The sequence below is a fragment of the Ruegeria sp. HKCCD7255 genome (assembly GCF_013031565.1).
Classification (GTDB): domain Bacteria; phylum Pseudomonadota; class Alphaproteobacteria; order Rhodobacterales; family Rhodobacteraceae; genus Ruegeria.
The window spans coordinates 1-18,508 of the sequence record NZ_WQAG01000007.1 but is presented as its reverse complement, the minus strand read 5'-3'; the positions used below and the strand labels follow the sequence as shown (position 1 = coordinate 18,508).

At 56.9% G+C, this 18,508-nt stretch carries 11 protein-coding genes, 1 tRNA gene and 1 pseudogene; 2 read left to right on the top strand and 11 right to left on the bottom strand.

The window, feature by feature from the left end; translation table 11 throughout:
* Window positions 1–3 precede the first annotated feature (3 nt).
* Window positions 4–1,086, top strand: a complete 1,083-nt coding sequence (locus tag GOX45_RS13700; RefSeq protein ID WP_171101723.1) for a DUF1513 domain-containing protein — start codon at window positions 4–6, stop codon at window positions 1,084–1,086.
* A gap of 6 nt (window positions 1,087–1,092) precedes the next feature.
* Here GOX45_RS13700 and GOX45_RS13695 read toward each other — a convergent pair whose 3' ends face one another.
* The 8 genes from GOX45_RS13695 to GOX45_RS13660 form a co-directional block, all read right to left on the bottom strand.
* Window positions 1,093–1,683, bottom strand: a complete 591-nt coding sequence (locus GOX45_RS13695) for an HD domain-containing protein (RefSeq protein WP_171101722.1) — start codon at window positions 1,681–1,683, stop codon at window positions 1,093–1,095.
* Window positions 1,684–1,776: 93 nt separating this feature from the next.
* Window positions 1,777–2,913 (bottom strand): LPS export ABC transporter permease LptF, encoded by a 1,137-nt coding sequence (gene lptF, locus GOX45_RS13690; protein WP_171101721.1) that lies wholly within the window; start codon window positions 2,911–2,913, stop codon window positions 1,777–1,779.
* A gap of 69 nt (window positions 2,914–2,982) precedes the next feature.
* The gene (locus GOX45_RS13685; protein ID WP_171101720.1) at window positions 2,983–4,395 is read right to left on the bottom strand and encodes an NAD(P)/FAD-dependent oxidoreductase; all 1,413 of its coding nucleotides are present in this window, start codon (window positions 4,393–4,395) and stop codon (window positions 2,983–2,985) included.
* A 9-nt stretch (window positions 4,396–4,404) separates the two neighbouring features.
* Entirely contained in the window at window positions 4,405–5,715 is a 1,311-nt protein-coding gene (locus GOX45_RS13680) for a radical SAM/SPASM domain-containing protein (RefSeq protein WP_171101719.1), read from the bottom strand.
* Window positions 5,712–9,143 (bottom strand): ferritin-like domain-containing protein, encoded by a 3,432-nt coding sequence (locus tag GOX45_RS22120; protein WP_254446025.1) that lies wholly within the window; start codon window positions 9,141–9,143, stop codon window positions 5,712–5,714. The genes GOX45_RS13680 and GOX45_RS22120 overlap by 4 nt, the downstream gene beginning before the upstream one ends.
* Before the next feature lie 42 nt (window positions 9,144–9,185).
* Complete coding sequence (locus GOX45_RS13670; protein WP_171101718.1) at window positions 9,186–10,745, bottom strand: FAD-binding oxidoreductase; 1,560 nt, start codon at window positions 10,743–10,745, stop codon at window positions 9,186–9,188.
* A gap of 123 nt (window positions 10,746–10,868) precedes the next feature.
* Complete coding sequence (locus GOX45_RS13665; RefSeq protein ID WP_171101717.1) at window positions 10,869–14,177, bottom strand: adenylate/guanylate cyclase domain-containing protein; 3,309 nt, start codon at window positions 14,175–14,177, stop codon at window positions 10,869–10,871.
* Window positions 14,178–14,371: 194 nt separating this feature from the next.
* Window positions 14,372–14,447, bottom strand: a tRNA-Trp gene (locus GOX45_RS13660).
* 131 nt (window positions 14,448–14,578) lie between these two features.
* On the opposite strand from GOX45_RS13660, the gene GOX45_RS13655 reads away from it, so the two are divergent.
* Complete coding sequence (locus GOX45_RS13655; RefSeq protein WP_171101716.1) at window positions 14,579–15,286, top strand: lysophospholipid acyltransferase family protein; 708 nt, start codon at window positions 14,579–14,581, stop codon at window positions 15,284–15,286.
* A 22-nt stretch (window positions 15,287–15,308) separates the two neighbouring features.
* Here the strand turns inward: GOX45_RS13655 and GOX45_RS13650 are convergent, their stop codons facing one another.
* From GOX45_RS13650 to tuf, 3 genes and pseudogenes are all read right to left on the bottom strand, one after another.
* Window positions 15,309–17,234, bottom strand: coding sequence for a DUF3604 domain-containing protein (locus tag GOX45_RS13650; protein WP_171101715.1), 1,926 nt, complete (start codon window positions 17,232–17,234; stop codon window positions 15,309–15,311).
* A gap of 259 nt (window positions 17,235–17,493) precedes the next feature.
* Window positions 17,494–18,198 (bottom strand): hypothetical protein, encoded by a 705-nt coding sequence (locus tag GOX45_RS13645; protein WP_171101714.1) that lies wholly within the window; start codon window positions 18,196–18,198, stop codon window positions 17,494–17,496.
* 185 nt (window positions 18,199–18,383) lie between these two features.
* A pseudogene (gene tuf, locus GOX45_RS13640) lies at window positions 18,384–18,508 on the bottom strand (elongation factor Tu); the annotation flags it as partial.

The following is an 18,508-nucleotide window of genomic DNA, read 5'->3' as shown; positions in this document are numbered from 1 at the left end:
GCCATGCCAACACGCCGCGCCTTTCTGACCGGTCTGGCAGCCGCCACTTTGGCGCCCACGCAAGGGTGGTCGTCAGTCGGCTCGCCCGAATTTCTGGCCGCAGCGCTATTTCCTGACGACAGCTATCGGCTTGCTGGTCTGAACGGCGATGGCGCGATCCTGTTCGCGTTGCTGCTTCCCGACCGCGGACATGCGGCGGCGGCCCATCCAACCAAGGCGCAGGCCATCGGTTTTGCGCGCCGTCCCGGAACCTTTGCCCTGGTGATCAACTGCGCCCGGGGCGTGATCGAACAACATCTGCACGCACCACAAGGACGCCATTTCTATGGTCATGGCGTGTTTTCCCAAGATGGTAGCACGTTTTTCACAACCGAGAATGATTTCGACGCCGGTGAAGGCGTGATCGGCGTCTGGGATGCCGAAAGCTATGTGCGGCTTGCAGAGTTCCCCTCCGGGGGGATCGGACCGCATGATATGCTGCTGATGCCCGATGGTCAGACACTGGTGGTCGCCAATGGCGGGATCGAAACCCATCCCGACAGTGGTCGGACAAAGCTGAACCTGCCCACGATGCGCCCCAATCTGACTTATCTGGATCTGAACGGCCAGATCCTGGAACAGGTTCACTTGGCGCCGGAATTGCATAAGAACTCGATCCGGCATCTGGCGGTGCGACAGGACGGTCTGGTTGGTTTTGCGCTGCAATGGCAAGGCGATCAGGCAGCGCATCCGCCACTTCTGGGGCTGCACACCCGGGGACGCACAGCGCAGCTGATCAGCGCCCCAGATCACTTGCAACGCGACCTACAAGGTTACGCTGGCAGTATCGCCTTTAGCGCTGGGGGTGACATCGTTGCCATCACCTGCCCGCGCGACAACGCACTGCACCGTTTTGATGTGTCCACAGCCGCCTTTCTGGATGCGTTTACGCTGGAAGATGTCTGCGGCCTGGGCACAGGTCCTCAGGGTCTGGTCTTTACCACCGGCACTGGCGCTTTTGGAACGCTGTCCGCTCAGCCTGAATTAAGCGCACAAGCTAATTGCCAATGGGACAACCACCTGATCCCGATCCGAGCCAATGGATAACGCAGGTCAATCCGCCGCGGTTTCGTTCAGCTCCATATGGCCTTCGCCCTTGTTCAAAACCCGGCGCAGCATCGGCTCAAAGAACTCCAGAGGTTTGGTCGGGTAATCCGGGTCAAACGCCTTCTGATCATATTCGTGGCAAAAATACCGGCAGTCTTCCCAATACGGGCTGTCGCGGTACTTGTCGCGGGCGTTCCTGTCGCCACCCAGATGTTGGTTATAGTAATAGCCCTGAAAGACGCAGTGATGTTTGAGGATCCAGTAGGTCTTTGCGCTGACATAGGGCTTCATCATCGCAGCCGACAATTCGCCATGATTATAGGGGGACAGGATGTCACCGGTGTCATGGATCAGCGCGGCAACCACCAGCTCTTCCTCGGCCCCGTCTTCATAAGCGCGCGTAGCGGCCTGCAAACTGTGCTGATAGCGGTTGACCGGATACGGCGTCCACTCTTCGTCGAGCGACCGGATCGCGTCGAGTATGCGGTCGGGCAGGGCGGCGTTATAGGCCTCTTCATAGGCCATGACCGCATCCCAATCGTCTTTTGTCGCCTCTTCAAAACTGGTCCAGGTGGGTTTGTGGTTTTTGTCCAGCATCCTGCAGTCCTCGGTTATGGGCTGGAGTTTACGCTAGACCAATGCGCGCTGTTGGAAAAACAAAATGAACGTGCCGGCCCAAAAAATTGCAGCCTAACCGGTGGTCGGCACCGGTTCCGGGCGTGTGCGAGATCGCAAAAGGGGCCGACCCGCAATAAACAGGAACAGGCTCGAGATCATGATACCCAGACCCGCAGGGGTATAAAGCAGAGCCCAGGTCGCGGGATCTTTGACCACAATTGGCGCAACAAATCCACGGATCCCTTCGAGGAATACCAGCAGCGTGAAGGCCGCAAATATCTGTGGCCACAGGCCAAAGCGCGAGAAACTGCCCAGCATCAATGTCGCATGCCCGACCAGTGCGACAGCAATGCAAATTGCAATCCACGAGAAGCGCTGATGCAGTTCCTCCACGATCTCACCTCGGGTATGGCCCTCGGCTGCGGCCACATCCGCCTGATGATACAAAAGCTCGCGCGTGGGGATCGCTTCCAGGCTTCTCTGCTCAAGATCCGCTTGATTGGTCAACTCGGAAATGTCGTAGGATGCATCTTCGAACAAGGTCGATGACAGGGTCCTGCCGTCGCGCGTGTACCTGAGCGCGACGCCTTCCAGCATAACCAGATTGATGCCATCCCCATCATTGACCAGATAGGCGGTTTTGCTGGAATAACTCGTGGGGTTTTGACGGTCACGACGGTCCGAGACAAAGACCTCGTGCAATGTACCATCCAGATCAACCCGTCCGATATAGACGGTCACACCCGGCGCGGGGTGCAGAAACTCACCTTCGTTCAGCAATTGTGCGGTGACGTCGCCAGCAACCTCGGCCTGTCGGCGTTCAAGCTGGTCAACAGAAGCTGGGCGCAGAAACACGCTGATGACCGCCATCATCAACCCGGTGAATAACCCAAACAGCAAGACAGCCCGCGCCAAGCGCCAGGGGCTGGAGCCGGTGGCCAGCATGACCGTCAACTCGCTTTCGCGGCTGAGCCGGTTGGTCGTGTAGACAGCAGCAGCAAAGACCGACATTGGCATTACCGTTCGGATCAATGTCGGCAAGGTAAGCGCGGTGAACTCCAGAAACACGACGGCCGATTGCCCACCGCTGATTACGCGATCAAACAGGCTGACCGATCGGGTAATCCAAAAGACGCCCACAAGCACCAAGGTGAAAAAGCCGAAAATCACCAGCAATTGCCGCAGGAAATACCCATCAAATCGCGACATGTGATCTCTTTCCGGCTGGTGGTTTCGTGGCGCGACATTAGGGGATTTGCAGACCCGAGGAAACCGCGATTAATCCGCTACAACCAAGATGCGATAGGTCCAGAGCCAATGCACCACGCGCTCGGCCAGATCGGGCGGCAGGGTCTTACGGAACCGCCCACGAAGGTCGTCCGCACCGGTCGGATTCTGACAGGAAGCGATCAGAGGTGGCAGGGCGATGCCGTCCAGATTGGCAACGGGTCGTGGCAGATTTGGGTGGCTTAGAACTTGCCCGGGCTCGATCAGGGTTTCGGTTTGAACCCCCGCCTCATGCAGATGCGCCTTGGTCGACAAAATCAGTTTGGCCTGTGTCGGAACGGGTGCGGTTTCCAGTTCGATTGCCCCCGTTTGCAGCCATTCGGGTGCTTGGGACCGATTCTGCCAGAACGGATCGGATGAGATTTGCAACTGACGCGCATAGTATTCCGCAGCCAACTGTGCGTGCACCTGCACCCGCTCTTGCTGACGGTCCGCGTAGAAATCCAGCGCCTGCGCCGCGTGATCGGGGCGCGTTAGCACGGTATTCACAACTGCCGCCGCCTGAAGCGCCTGCCCCATCGCCAGTTGCACCCCTTGCGAAGACAGCGGATCGACACAAAAACTGGCCTCACCCACGCGCAGAAAATCTGCTGTGGGCGGCGTCATTTCAATCTGACTGGTCGCGTCGGCTTGGCGAACCGGACCCATCCGGCGCTGTTCAAGGCAGGGGGACAACAGGGGCGACTGCGCTAACAGGTTCAGATACAGATCGCGGCGGTCCGCCGGTGTAAGACCCGTGCAACGTGCCGGATCGACAAAGACCATCGCGTTGACCAACCCGTTGGGCAGCAACGCCGCCCAAACCCAATGCGCTTCGCCCGCCTCGACCCGAGCTTGCGCCCCAAACCCTGGTGGGGCCTGCCAATAGGCGTATAGCGCCAACAAAGGTGGCGCGCATTGCCGATACCGCCGTCCAAACCCGGCCTGGCGCCCTGCTGCGTCGATCAAAACATTTGCCCGTAACTGACGCGGGCCCTGTTCGGATCGCAAAGGAATACACCACCCATCGGCACTATGGTCTGGTCGATAGGCGCGCGTTTGGGTCAGCACCTGCGCACCTTCGCGTTGAGCCGCGTCCAATAGTATCGAGTCGAACTGGCCACGATCTACTAGAAGCCCCGGTTGCCCTGCTGTCGGGCCGCGACGTTCGAACTGACCACCCCAATGCAACACCGACCCAGTGGCGCACAGAAAGCCCGCTGCTTCGACTTCAGGGGCAACGCCCAGCAGATTCAGGATAGGCCAAACAGATGCAGGCAGAGACTCACCGATATGCGGGCGCGGCACGGCCTGCCGTTCGACCAAGCAGACATCTCGCCCGAACTGCGCCAACCGCGTGGCCAAGGCGGCCCCGGCAGGTCCAGCCCCTATGATACAGATTTCGGTCTCGATGTCGCTGGACATGCCTTGTCGTCAGGCCAACACAGCTTGCGGTGGCAAACCAAAATAGTCCGGGCGCGCCTCGGACAACCTCACATAAGCCCCCAGGCAATAGTCCAGCCAGCCACGGATATAGTCACAGGCGGGCCGCCCCCGGTGAATAACCTCGTGATGACATCCGCCGCCACAGAAGTACCGGGCCCAACATGTGTTGCAAGGCGATTGCGTGTGGACATGGCGATCTTTCAACCAGCCGTCCCGACGCAAATCAGGCCCATCATAAACGCTGCCCATTGCGCCGGTATCATCTTCGACAAAGCGATGGCAGGCAAACAATCCGCCATCCGCAGACACCCCGAAATACCCCGCTCCGGCCCCGCAGGCATAGGGACGGTGCGTTCCACGATGGATTTCCTGCATCGCTGCTGACATGTTTGAAAACGGATAGCGGCGACCTGCCAGCACGGCCTCTTCAAACTTTTTGCCGCAGGCGATCATCTGATCCAGCATCTCTTGCAGGTGATCCTGATCCAACTCGTGCTGCCCATTCGGAGAGGCCAGCATCGGCGAAAAGCCAATCGAGTGGAATCCCATGCTCACGAACTGATCCAACGTCGCGGGCAGGTTCATGTTCTGCGGCGTAACGGTCACCCGCGCACCGACCTGCATCCGGTTCTGTGCGGCCAAAAAGGGTTCAACCCGTTTCAGTATCCTATCGAAACTGCCCCGCCCGCCCCGTTGCGGCCGCAGCTTGTCATGGGTCGCGCCGACGCCATCCAGGCTGATCGTCACTGCAAATCCGTGCTGTTCAAAGAACGCCGCATCTTCGGCCCGCAGCAAGGTTCCGTTTGTGGTGATCGAAAATCCGACGCGCAATCCGTTCGCCTGTGCCTGCTCGACCGCATACTCTGTGGCCCGGTGGATCAAGGCGCGATTGATCAAAGGCTCGCCGCCCAGAAAAGCCAGGTTGATTTTCACACCCGGCTCGGATTCGGACACCAGCCTGTCGACCGAAGCTTTGGCGACCTCCCATTCCATATTGCGCTCAGGCGCTCCGAAATCGCCGCCAGAGGCATAGCAATAGGTGCAGGCCAGATTGCATTTCTGCGCTACCGCCAGAGACAGCGACCGTACCGGCATATCCTGAGGCGGTGCGTCGTCGATCATAGGCACCCCGTCCAGGCCCATCGACGCCAGGAAAGCCGCCTGACCGTCAGCCTTCAGCGTGGAAAAACGCTCTGCCGTCCCAGCAGGCACGTCAAACACACGCGAGCCATCGACGGCCAGCATATGATGGCCATGGCCCGTTTCAAAGAAATGCACCTGCGCCCAGGGCGGGGTCACTTTTTCTCCTCCGGCCAGAAAGGGATCCCGATGCCTTTGGCCGCCAGTTCCTCGCCCTTGACACGCAAGGTTTTCATCGTCTCGCGCACCTGATCGATATGCTCTTGCGACGCTTCATACTCTTTCTGGGATTCCAAAAGATACGCCTCATGCAGACCCTTTTTGAGCTGCTCGAACAGTTCAAGCGCGGCTTTGGCATTGGTCTTGTTACCCGGCTCGACAGGGCGCAGATAAGCCGGTGACTGTCCTTCGATATCGTATTGCGCCAACACCTCTTTCATCTGTTTGAAACGCAGGAAGTGTTCGTCGCCATCCGTGTCAATCCGCACAGCCAGCGCATAAAGCCTGCGGTCAACGGCTTTGTCCTGCTCAAGCGTGGCCACACATTGCGCATAGGCCCGGTCGATATACCCTCCGGGACGTTCGATTTCGATGAAATCATCAATTGCTTCAGGTGTCAGCGGGCGCAGCGCGCGGTGATGTTCCAGAACCCGTTGCGCGCCAAAGCGTAGCGTTTTGGCCGGTGTCAAAACGGGTTTGTACGCCTCGCCCTCAAGCTCCCACAACAATTGGTTCGCCCAGCGCATATGCGTCATCTCACCAATCGCGACCTCGACCAAAGACCGACGGGCAAAGATCAGATCGTCTTTCAATGTAGGCCAGCGTTTGTGATCCACGGTCTCAGGGTCGGCCAGCGAGAAATAGGCATAGAGATACTGAAGACTCAGCGTCATCTCCATCGGAGCAAGACGTGTCTTCAGATCATCCACCATTTCCTTGATCGAGCCATAGGGTTCGACATCGTGCAATTCCGGGTCGACCTCATAGGTTTCACCGGTCTCGCGCCCTTCAACCACGATGGGCAGCTCGCTCCACATCCGGTTCACTTGATAATGGTCGATCTGATAGGGGCGGTTCTGTTCCACCGTGTTCAGCACAGCCACGTTCCCGGACGGAGATTTGTCTGACCGAAGCCAATCCAGATAGGTTTCGGCCGCAAGCGGGTTATCTGACTGCCCCGTCGGCAGAGCCGCGTCATGGTCTACCTCGGCCATAACCACATCAGGGTGGTTTGACGGCCAATAGTGACAGCCACAATCCCGGAAATCATGAGACCACGGGTTGCACAGGCTTTGTGTCAGCTCGCCAGGGTCATAGGCGTCGCTGAAAACACCGTCTTCTGTTCGGTATTGCCGGCGATAGCCGTTCAGCACAACCGGTTCTGTATCCACGACGCCTTCGTGGTTGCGCCGCTCCAGCGCGATGGTCACCGGTTTATCGTCACCGCATTCCAGGCTGCGAATAAAGCGCCAGATTTTCAGCCCATCATAGGGCGTTCCGTCTTCTTCCTTGAAGGTGATCTTCTTGCCGTTCTGTTCGACCCAGGACAGGAACCACCGGCCTCGGCTGAGTTTGGTCCCGACAGCGCCGCAATAGTCGGTCAGCAGCTTTTGCACCCATGCCTCGGGGCTGTTGTCGGGCAGCATCGGATCATAGAAATAGTCAACAAAGACCAGATGAAAGCCTTCGGAATGCTTGGGCGCTTCGGGGAACGGATCCAAAGGCACGCGCACCGCGTTGAAAACCAGACCCGGAAAGAACCGGCGATCCAGATCCCGGACATCCATTTCAAGCCCCGGAAAACAGTTGCCGACCGATCCATCAAGGCGCGTGTTATCCGGGTTGCCCGGGACTTTGAACGCCGCCCGCGCGGTCAGGTTGCGGGGTTTGAGATGGCTCGGATCCGGCGCTTTTGGCTCGGGGGGCGCTTCGGGCGCGTGTTCAACCAGATAGTCGATGAATGAAAGGATCAGGTGATACTGCCGCCGCGAAAGAGACAGCGGGAAATAGTTGGAATCCCGCATATAGGGCGGCATCCGGGCGTCGTGCATCAAGTCGCGCACGATCCGGGGATCGCGGAAGTTCGGGTTCGGCGTCTGATCAGGGCTTGGATCAGTTTCCAGCTCGGACAGGATACCAAAGGGCGGGCGCAACAGGTTTTTGACAAAATCCGGTCGACGCCGCAGGAAATCCAGCAGGTTTTCTTCGTCAATCAGCTGTTCATGTACAAATTTCGTGGCCACCGTATAGGGCAGCCTTTCGTTTGGAACCGAGTTTGAGAAGACCGAGACCGGTTGCGGGCGGATCAGGTCCGGTATCTTGTCCGGCGGCATCTGATCTTCTTCGGTCATCGAGGCCGCATCGGTGGACGGCATTTCCGGGAAAGCGGGCATTTTGGTTTGGGCTTGCAGCGTTGCGTTGTCCTTAAGCCCCTGCGCCCGGATGTCGTCCAGATTAACCAGGCTGTTGGTCTCAAACGCGCGGCGGAAGATGTCGACCACCTCGTCCTTGGCCTCGACATAGTTGTCTTTGGTCACGGACATCAATGACAAATCACGATCCAGCAAATCGTCTTCGATGCTATAGAACGGGCGTGCGTCGGGCGCGAAATCTGGGGGGCCGGTAAAGATGCGGGCCCGCGCGGTCAGCCGTTCCCCGCGCACGTTCAGCGTCGCTTCGATCGTGCCGTCGCTGGTGTCGTCGGCCACACCCCAGGATTGGTTGTTGCCCACCCGCGCACCGTCATAGCTGTCATGTGGCTCGGGATCGTCAGACGTGCCGGACATCATGATCCAGCGTGACCATGGTGTATCGGGGTTCAGGATGCGGTTCTGTTCGGGAACGATCTCATGAATGCGACCATATTCCGACTTTGGCGGATCGTTCTGATAGGCCGGTACCGCCAGCGTGGCCGGGCCAAAGGCCGCGTCAGGTGGGCCATAAACCTCGCCCTTGGGTGGGGTAAAGCGCAGGCGCAGAATGCTGCGGTCAACCGGTTGACCTTCGACCGGCTCATCCTGCCCGCGCACCGGGTGCATGGCACGGATGGTGCCCAGAGGAATCGGGCTGTGCTCATATACCATCGGCTGTTGTTCCGAGGTGTGCGGGCTAAAGGCCAGAAGGGGTTTGGGTGCAAAATCCTGACCTGCAATCTCGACCCGTGCGCGGAAACCGCAGGCCGCGTCGCCTGTACGACGTTCGGCCTTTTGGTTGCCGACAGTGACCGAGTAGCGAACGTTTTGCAAAGACAGCCCCTGCCCGTCCAACAGATCAAGCGTAACCGGCGTTTCATAATCTTCACCGGTTTCAGTATCATGCATTTTGGCCCAAAGCTCAAAGAACGGCGCGACGGGACGCAAGGCCCCGCCTTCGTCGCGGAACCGTATGGTTTTAGGGACGGGCAAATAAGCGCGCACGCTGCCGTCCTCGACCTCTCGCAACGTCACGTTCGAGCGGATGACCGTCTTATTGTTACCATGGGCGTCCATGTCCTGCTGCCACTCATAACTTTCAAGCGGCGTCTCACCAGGCCCAAGCCGGGCCACGGCCATAGGTGGAAGAAAGAAGATTTCCTGGATCGTATCCATGCTGGTTGCTTCCCTGTTTTTCGGCCGCAGCCACCCTGCTGATCAGGGCTTTGAATAGAATTGGTAGGTGATCGTCTTGTCGCTGAAGAACGACTTGGACGTATCCCGAATGATGTCGCGCGGGGCGTCTTTCGGTACGGGCGAAATACTCTGCTGATAGTGAAAGAAATTATGCGGATCGAATTTGTTTTTCACAAAGAGCAACGAGTTGAAGTTGTCACCCCAATAGAGCCAGCGGTAATTCAATTGCGAACGACGCGGGTAGTTCTGATAACACCGGTCGATAAAGAACCCCTGTTCTGTCATCAGGTTCATGAACCCGTCCAGCCACGGAACTACGGTTTCCTTTTCCTCTTGCGACAGCCAGAACACATCGACGTAGAAGTTCAGTGACACGTTGCGGTGGATAAAGGCGTTGCCCTTTTTGCCCACCGGCACCTTGTTGATCGCACCGCCATAGGGCTCAATCGCTACTGCGCCATATTCATTGGGCGTGCTGTCCAGATAATCGACCACCATCTGCCATTCGCTTTGGCTGAGCTGGCGTTCGATATAACCACCCTGCTTATCTTCACGCGCCTGATCGGGCACCACCGGGATGTCGTATTTCTCGTCGTAAAGCCACGAGTTGATTTGCTGGTAGGTGCCGGATTTGTCGTTTTCGAGATGCCCGCCAATCGGCTTGTCCAAAAGCGGTTGGATCAGCTTCATGCCTTCTTTCTTGGGTCCGTGATACATCCCCGAAACCAACAGGACCTTTTCCTTGCCCTGATAGGCGATGAAAATATAAGCGCCGAATTTGTCGCTTAACCCGTCTTTCATGTAATGGGCTTGCAGGTACTCCAGCGCCTTGGCAGCTTTCTTGAGCGGCCATTTGATGTGGAAACCCCACACCTTGTAAAGCTTTTGCAGCTTGTACCGCACCTCAAGCAGAACGCCGAAATTGTTGCCGGTGCCGCCGCGGATCGCCCAAAATAGATCAGGGTTCGTGTCTGCGTCAGCGATGACAATGCTGCCATCCCACAGCATCACGGTGACGCCCAGAACGTTGTCGCAGGCCATACCGAACATGCGCGAGGTAAAACCATACCCGCCGCCCATCATGAAGCCCGCAACGCACACATCCTGACAGGCTCCGCCCGGGACATGCAGGTGATAGGAGTTCAAAACTGAGTTCAGCTTTCTGAAAGGTGTGCCAGGCCCGACATAGGCCATCGGCACGTCTGGATCGACCGTGACGTAATCCAGCTTACTGGTGTCCAGTACCATGGCGTTGTTCACCGAATAGCCCGCAGTGCTGTGTCGACCCGAGCGGCTGACAACCCAAAGGTTGTGCTTGCGTGCGAAGGCCAGGCTGGCGCGAACATCTTGGATCGTTTCGCAATAGACGATGATTTCAGGGTAATCCTGAAACGCCGGATTCCAGACCTGACGATCGTTGTTATAGTTCGGATCCGTCGGCAGTACGACCGAGCCGATCAGGCTTTGCTCGAACGCGCGTATCTGCTTGGGGGTGATCGGATGAAACCGCTGCAACAAAAGGTCTGTGCGGCTTTGAATAAGGCTGTCTTTTGCCAGAAGGGATTTGCTGAGCTTGCGCATTGGCGCTCCTTGAAACGTGCAGGATCACAGCGCGAAACCACCAGATTTCGCACGCATATTTTAGATTTTAGGTATCAACCCCAATCTGCCCGCAGACAAGCTGGCAGCAATTGACCCCATCGGTCAAGTCATCGTTGCAAACAAAGCGCGCGCGTTTTTCAGATCGCGCAAGGAAGTATCCGGATCGAACCGTTCCAAAACCTGCTCCAACGCCTTGCCGACAGGTTTTCCGCTGATCTGGCGCGCTTTTACCAGATCGACCGCCGCGCGCAATTCGTAGAGGTGCGCGCCTTGCTTTTGTGCGATCTCAATGGCCCTTAGCAACAAAGGTTCGGGATCCTGACCCGTTTCCGAGGCCAGCTGTGCCTGAATGCGCAATTGGTCTGCCATACCCCATTTTTCATCTGACTGTGCCAGAGCATGATCAGCCTGCAACAAGGCCGCATGGGCGGCGTCATGTGCTCCAATCTGTGTGTGGGCTTCGGCAATTATCGATGGGAAAAAGCTTTTGTAATTACCCGCTCCGGCCGACCACCAATCCCGGGCTGCTTGCTCCAGCTGCGCTACGGTTTCTGGGCTGGGATGAGTGAGCGCATCGCTCCACGCGGCCCAAAACCGCGCGACGGTTGCCATAAACACCAATGAATGCTCTTCGGTCAATGCACGCAGAGGCTGCAACGCTTCCTGAAACGCCGGGATATCTCTGATCAGCAGGTGGGATTTGCAAATGTAGACCAGAACCTGAGCGATGCTGTGGGCATGGTTCAACTCTTTGACCCAGCTAAGAGCCTTGTTTTGCACATCGCGCGCCGCGTCGGGACGCCCCATAAGGCAATAACACATACCCAGGAAACCTGCGGTTATCGCCGCATGGTCGGTTCCATAGACGTAAGCCAGCTTGCCATGTTGTTCAAAATCATAAAGCTCGAAAGCCCGTTCAAGATGGCGACACGCCTCGTTCAAATTCCCCAGATGCAACTGCACAGCCCCCATGGCCCGATGGCCAACCATGCTGTGTTCAGTCTGCTTGGTCTCAGCGGCCAACTCAAGGATCTGTGCCGCAACGACCTCGGCCTTGCGGTACTCGGCGCGCACAAGATGAAAGGCGTAAAGGCCATTCAGAACCGGGAACAAACGCTCAGTCTCTTCCACGCGGTTGCACAGATCGCGTAGTCGGCCATAGGCGTCGCCCGTCGCATCACCTGCAATACCTTCGGTCGACCGCAACACCCCCGCGCGCAACACCTGCAAGTCGATCTCTTGCACATCACGATCCCTGCTCTTGGGAAGTGTCGCAAGCTGTTCCAAACCGGTCGACAGATGTGCCAACGCCTCTGCCAACGCCGAACGTTCGATGGCCCGCCTCCCCGCAATCTGCCAATGTTGCACCGCATCGGTCTTGCGATTGGCCAGGCTGAAGTGCTGAGCCAGAACCTCTGGCTGGGTCTGAACCATTTGCGGGCGAAGCTCGATCAGCGCGTCTGCTGCGCGGTCATGCAACATCTGACGTTCGGTGCGCAGCAGGCTGTCATAAGCCATGTCGCGGATCAGCGCGTGACGAAATATGAACTCGTCCTCGTCACCCTCTGGCACCTGCATAACGATTCCGGCCGAGGCCAGCTGCGCCAGCCCCGCCTGCAGCACCGACGGTGACAGGATCGAAACCGATGTCAGCAAAGCGATCGAAAACTGACGCCCAAAAACAGCGCCGGTCTGCGCCACCTCTTTCGCGGTTCCAAGGCGATCAAGCCGCTCCATGAGCGAATCCTTGAGCGTGCTGGGAACCGAAAGCGATGGCAAGGGGCCGCGCAGCGCATAGCCCTGATCCGTCAAGCGCAACTGACCCGATTCCAAAAGGCCGCGTGTGACTTCTTGAACATAAAGCGGAATGCCATCCGTTTTCGCGGCGATCAGATCGCACACTGCATCGGGAACCGATGTTCCACCCGCCACATCCGTTACGATATCCGCCACATCGCGATTGGTCAGACGTTTGAGCGGTATATGAAGCGTGTTGTGGTGATGTCCCCAACCTGGATCGAATCCGGGCCGCGCCGTGACAACGATGAGAACAGGCAAATCCCGGATACGCTCGATCACCCGGTCGGTCAGCGACAGTGTCGTAGGGTCGACCCAATGCGCGTCTTCGAACAGCAGTAGAACAGGCCTTTCATGCGCCATCGTCACGAGTTGCTCGACAACAGCCTCAAGCGTCATTTCAAGCTTGGCCTGTGGCGGCAGGTCCAGTGGCCCCAAAATGTCGTCCGCATCTACGCTTAGCAAATCCGCGATCAGGCGCAGATGCTCGGGCGACTGATTGCGCAGAAGCTGCGACAGCTTTTCAAGCTTTTCCGCATCGCTGTCCGCAGTCGTAAACCCTGCCGCCCGTTCAAGATGCTGAATAATGGGGTAAAGGGCACTGTTGGCGTGAAACGGTGAGCACTGGAAGTTTAGCCGCAGAACTTCCTTATCCGTTATCTGCTGGCCCAACCCATCGATCAGACGGGATTTGCCGATCCCCGCCTCGCCCGAGATCAGGACCGACTGACCAGCCCTTTCCCTGGCTTGCTCCCATCTCGACAGCAGCTTTCGAAACTCTGCCTGCCGCCCAACCAACCTGCTTGCGCCTGCTTCAGATGTGACATCAAAACGCCGCTCCAATTTGGCCTGACCAATGACGGACCAGGTCTGAACCGTCTCCGAAAACCCTTTGAGAGCAAAGCTGCCCAGGTCTTGAAGCTCGAACGCATTCCCAATCAGTCGACGGGTCGACGGGCTGATGACCAGGGTATTGGGTTCAGCCAGTGTTTGCAGCCGTGCCGCCAGGTTCGGAGTGCGCCCCATGACCACATCATGTTCCCGCAGCCCTTCGCCATGAATGGTGCCAACCACAACCAACCCGGTCGAAATACCGATGCGGGCCCGATACGGGGTCTCACCCTCGATGCGGCCCAGCCCCTCCAGAATCTCGAGACCCGCATGAACAGCGCGCGACGCCGCATCTTCCAGCGCGTGGGGATAGCCGAAATAGATCATCGCCCCATCACCCATGAAACTGGCCACATGACCACCAAAACGAGCCACCGAGGTCGTACAAGTCTCTTTGAACCTACGCAGCAACTCGCCCAGATCTTCGGGGTCCAATTGTTCGGATAAGGCGGTCGACCCGACCAGATCAACAAACATCACAGTCAATTGACGGCGCTCCGCGACGATTTTGCCACTGCCTTGCACCGGCGCTGCTGGCATAGCAAAGCCCGAATGTCCCAACGCAGCCATCAAGCGGCGCCGCGGGCCCAGCGGCAGCCCCATATCGATCAGATCGTGCTCGGACAGATAGGTCAGATCGGAAAGCTCAATCTCATTGGACGCAAAGACCGGAGCAAATTTGCCCAGCCCATTGTCGTTCAGAAATGAGATGATGTCTGTCATTTCTCCCCAAGTCCCCTTTGACGCCGATCGCAGATCGACCGATCGGGTTTTCCGCAAGCTTTGTGCCCTATCAGAAAACCACGCGCCATAGTCTGTTGTCCAAACAGACTTTTCACTCTTTACCTGCACGTCAAGCAAAAGACCATCTGCACTGCATCACGGTTTCTTGCGTACAAAGAACAATTTCATTGAAATGGCAGGGGCAGCAGGGTTCGAACCCGCGACCTACGGTTTTGGAGACCGTCGCTCTACCAACTGAGCTATACCCCTATGGTGCGCCCTCAGATATGCCAGCGGCGCAGCGGACTCAAGAGCCTTTTTCACATTCTATCAAAGACAAACGGTTTGCACTTGGCCCCGTGTGTATTATGAGCGGCTTTGCCTGACGTAAGGAGCCCGTTTTGAACCTGCGCAAGAAGATCGCCGACAGTGAAGCCGTCCTGAACTGGGTCGCACGGCGTATTGCGTGGTATATCCGGCTGGTCCATCGCAACACACACTGGCAACGCATCGGCTATGAAAAGCTGGATCAGTTGGCCGCGCAGGGGGAACCTGTGATCGTTGTGCTTTGGCACCAACGGCTGGCACAGTCGCCCTATTTCTTTCCGCTGGACAAGGGGCGCATTTGTTCGATCACTTCGGCCGCGCGTGCCGGTAGCATGGTTGGTCGCGTGCAAGAGCTTTTCGGCATGGATACGATCGCCATGTCCAGCCACAAGCGCCACGTCGCGCTGTCGCGCGAAGTTTTGGGAAAGATGAAACAGGGGATCTCCATCGGGATTGCCGCCGACGGACCGCGCGGACCTGAACGGATTGCTTCGACCGTGCCTCTGATCTGGGCGCGCACCTCAGGTAAACGGGTGTTCGGTATTACCTATTCCGCGCGCCATGGCCGCGAAGCGGGCACATGGGACCATCTTTTGATGCCGCGTCCTTGGAGGAACGAAGGCGTATTTCTTTGTCGCGAATGGACAGAAACGGTTCCACGTAAAGCGACCGAAGAGCAGATCGAGGCCCTGCGTCTGAGCCTCGAACAGCATATGAACGATATTACAGCTGAGGCCGACAGGATGGTAGATCGCCAACCCTGGAGCGGCGGGGCCTCGTAGACACAAGACCGCCACCCAAGGATCACTCTGAGTCTGGAGTGTACCAGATGGGCGAGGAATACGCGCGTTCTTGATGGGTCAGTTGCGCCTCGGGAGGCAGCTCAATACCAAACCGCAGCTTATCGTACACAACCCAGCGCGGTGTGGGTATTTCGAGCACGCGAACATAGTAGAAAGCCCGTTCTGAAGGATCGAAGTCAGGATCGTTCCACACAGTAACGAACTCGGACGCGCCGATACTGTTAGTCCAGCTTGCGCTCTCAATGTCCACGGTATTGCCAACCTCGGGAATTTTTCCGTCACCATCAGGCTCGCGACCGTCAGACCATGCGACGTCATAGACCTTTTCCTGCAGAGTTCCGTCAGCGTCCAACCAGCCCTTCACCACTTGAACGCGGTCGAGGTTTGCCCCAATTGGATCGCGCAGCGCCGCTATCAGGAAATTGGGCGCGCCATCGCCCTCCCGCTTGCGCAAATCGCTGCCCATTGGAACGCCTTTGACATATCCAACATCGGCGACGGCCCGTGTTTGCAGGTCATTTTCGTCAAAGTCCCAGCCACCAAAGAAACGCAACCATATCCTCGGGCCGGTTGTGGCATAGGTCTCGCGGCGCTTGAACGCGTCGAAAATGGCTGATCGGGTATTGTCGGTAGCCCAGACAGCAGTGTAGCCGGAAGCAACCAGAGTGTGGCCTTCAAAGGCGCCAAGATCGCTGCTTACGAATGGATGCAGGACACGGGTTTCTGACGGCTCTGCACTGACACTCTTGCCGAAATAATTGTCTTCTTCTGCAGTTGCCAAAGACGTATGGCTGTCCGTTGCGCCCCCCATGCCGAATTTATAAGGGTTTACACCAAATTTCTCTTCCAGCATCAAACCGCGCTTAAGCGCCTCGCGAGCGTATTCACCCGCCAGCATCTGATCTGTTTTCAGCTCGGTGATGTCCAGGTTGCCAACGTCCCAGTTTTCGTAATCTGCAAATTCGTCATCCGGGCTCAGGAATGGATGCGCCTCACCATCACCCTTGATTTGGGTAACCTCGTAGTGCGGCTCCCACTTTGCCCGGTTCAACACATAATCTTCGTCGACTTTGCCACCGTGATAGGTGTCTTCCGTTGGAAACATCCAGCCGTTCGAGAGGTTGCCGTTATGGGCAAAAGCGATTGCGCGCCCACCGGTTTCCTCTTGGTAACGCTCGAGCCACGCATAGAGGCTTTTCGGATCTGTATCTCCAAAAGGAGGTTGAGTGACGGGCGGTACAAATTTCAACGCACGGATCGGTCCATCGCGCAACATCACGTTGCGATGCAGGTTGAAGCCCTTGGGCACCGAAGTCCATTCAAATCCTATGAATGCGGTGAAACGGCCAGGTTCGTTGTGACGTTCCGCCGCCATCACGATATGTTCCCACGTGAACGCAAAAGCATCCGCACCGGGGCTGTAGGAATTCAGCAAAATTTCGGGCAAGGTTCCCTGGGAAAAATTGCCGATGATGTCAAAGGCCGCCCGCCCAGCGGCGTCGCCTCCAGCCTTGTAGCCTTCATACCATTCAAGCCCTTTGGGATCAGACAACACACCCGGCTTGCCCGCCTGAAGATCCGGAGCAAACCCCATAAGGTCGGTGTGATCAGTCAAAACCATCCAATCCAGGGGCCGCGCCAGCCGGACCGGTTGCCCTGTCGAGGATATCACCTGTTCCCCTTTGGCAAAGCGCCAGGCTTCGTCAGGAAGCAACGTGTTCCCAAAAGCACCAGCATCCAGCGACAACCCGGTATGAAGATGCGTATCCCCCCACAGCGGTCGTTCTGGAATCGTCCGGTTCGCATAAGGAGAAAACGGTTTTTCAGGAAAGGTCCCTTCCGCAGCCTCTGGGCTGGGCACGCCATCTGCAGATGCAGACAAAGCAAAGACAAGACTCAACGCGGATGAGACGAGTAACCGGATCATGTGTTCCTCCCAATAACAGACAGCTTTTTTGGCCTGCAGCTTTTCTAGGAACCTCAATATTCGCTTCGTTTATATTTTTTGTTTTGAATATAATGAGATATCTTTTCGATTCTGCCAAGTCCAGGGTTCACCTGAACCATTGGCCTTTGAGGGCAGACGTCGAGCCGAGAGATAACGTGCTTGCGCGGCGGCAGTGGGGACAGGCAAAAGGGGAGGCGAAAATCCTAGGCCTTTAGGGCTCTCCACAGATGCATTTTTCCTAGATAAGCCTCAAGCTGGGTTCCATCCGATTTGCAGGAAATCCCGTATTGCTTTCAACAATCGATGTCATGCATTTCCAAACATCGGCGTCACTCCATCTACCACCTAGCGAAACTAGCTTTCCAAAATTGGTCTCAACTGCCTTATTGCAAAGATCTTCGAAACTTCCTTCAAATTGCCAGACCCAACCGTCGGAATTCGCTGCAAAACGCCAAAGGGTATGCGTTAGGCCAAAAACTAGAATGACTGCCAGAACGGCATTGAACCCGGAAAACAAAAACAGTGCCACGGTCCAGGAAACAAATTGCAGGGAAGCTAATGCAACCACCCAGGCACTAGGCCGCGTTAAAAAATCTAACTTCAAATCGCTCACGCTTTCGAGCTGTTTTTGGAACTCCTTGGGAGTTAGATCTATTGGGGCTACGAAATAGGTCTTTGGGGGAGTCTTACCAGTTTCGCGTATAGCGCGGTTCAATCTGTAGTAGGCCATCGCCCCAAGACACTTAGCCTGCATAGCGCGATCAACCGTTAGTTTGGAACATATAAGTCTTTTTACATCTCCGAGATTCAGGAGGCTCTCTGCATCTTGCTCAGAGAAAGTAATCTGAAAGGCGGCTTCGAAGTCTTCGAGTAAGTCTATTTCATCCCCGTCGCCGACAAGTCCAACGAACTTTGGCTGCCAACTCTTCGACTTCAAAAACATTGTCAATCCCGCCGAAATCTAGGCTTTCTCAAGCGATTAGCAGGATAAGAGTGACACAAAAAGTGCTTATTCTCAACACTGTAAGAAAAGGCCGCCCCGGTTTGGGACGGCCTTCTTTTGTTCGATGGTGTGGGCTCTCATTGCTCTTTCAGAGCAACTGCCGCCCACCAGTCGGCAGAGCCGACTTACTCGATGATTTTCGACACGACGCCCGCGCCAACAGTACGGCCGCCTTCGCGGATGGCGAAGCGGAGGCCGTTTTCCATTGCGATGGGCGCGATCAGTTCAACGCCGAACGACACGTTGTCGC

What these genes read in the sequence shown, in the direction of transcription:
- GOX45_RS13645 (WP_171101714.1), bottom strand. Translation starts at nt 18,198, where the DNA reads ATGTTTTTGAAGTCGAAGAGTTGGCAGCCAAAGTTCGTTGGACTTGTC.
- GOX45_RS13670 (WP_171101718.1), bottom strand. Translation starts at nt 10,745, where the DNA reads ATGCGCAAGCTCAGCAAATCCCTTCTGGCAAAAGACAGCCTTATTCAA.
- GOX45_RS13695 (WP_171101722.1), bottom strand. Translation starts at nt 1,683, where the DNA reads ATGCTGGACAAAAACCACAAACCCACCTGGACCAGTTTTGAAGAGGCG.
- GOX45_RS13700 (WP_171101723.1), top strand. Translation starts at nt 4, where the DNA reads ATGCCAACACGCCGCGCCTTTCTGACCGGTCTGGCAGCCGCCACTTTG.
- GOX45_RS13650 (WP_171101715.1), bottom strand. Translation starts at nt 17,234, where the DNA reads ATGATCCGGTTACTCGTCTCATCCGCGTTGAGTCTTGTCTTTGCTTTG.
- GOX45_RS13665 (WP_171101717.1), bottom strand. Translation starts at nt 14,177, where the DNA reads ATGACAGACATCATCTCATTTCTGAACGACAATGGGCTGGGCAAATTT.
- GOX45_RS13685 (WP_171101720.1), bottom strand. Translation starts at nt 4,395, where the DNA reads ATGTCCAGCGACATCGAGACCGAAATCTGTATCATAGGGGCTGGACCT.
- GOX45_RS22120 (WP_254446025.1), bottom strand. Translation starts at nt 9,143, where the DNA reads ATGGATACGATCCAGGAAATCTTCTTTCTTCCACCTATGGCCGTGGCC.
- lptF (WP_171101721.1), bottom strand. Translation starts at nt 2,913, where the DNA reads ATGTCGCGATTTGATGGGTATTTCCTGCGGCAATTGCTGGTGATTTTC.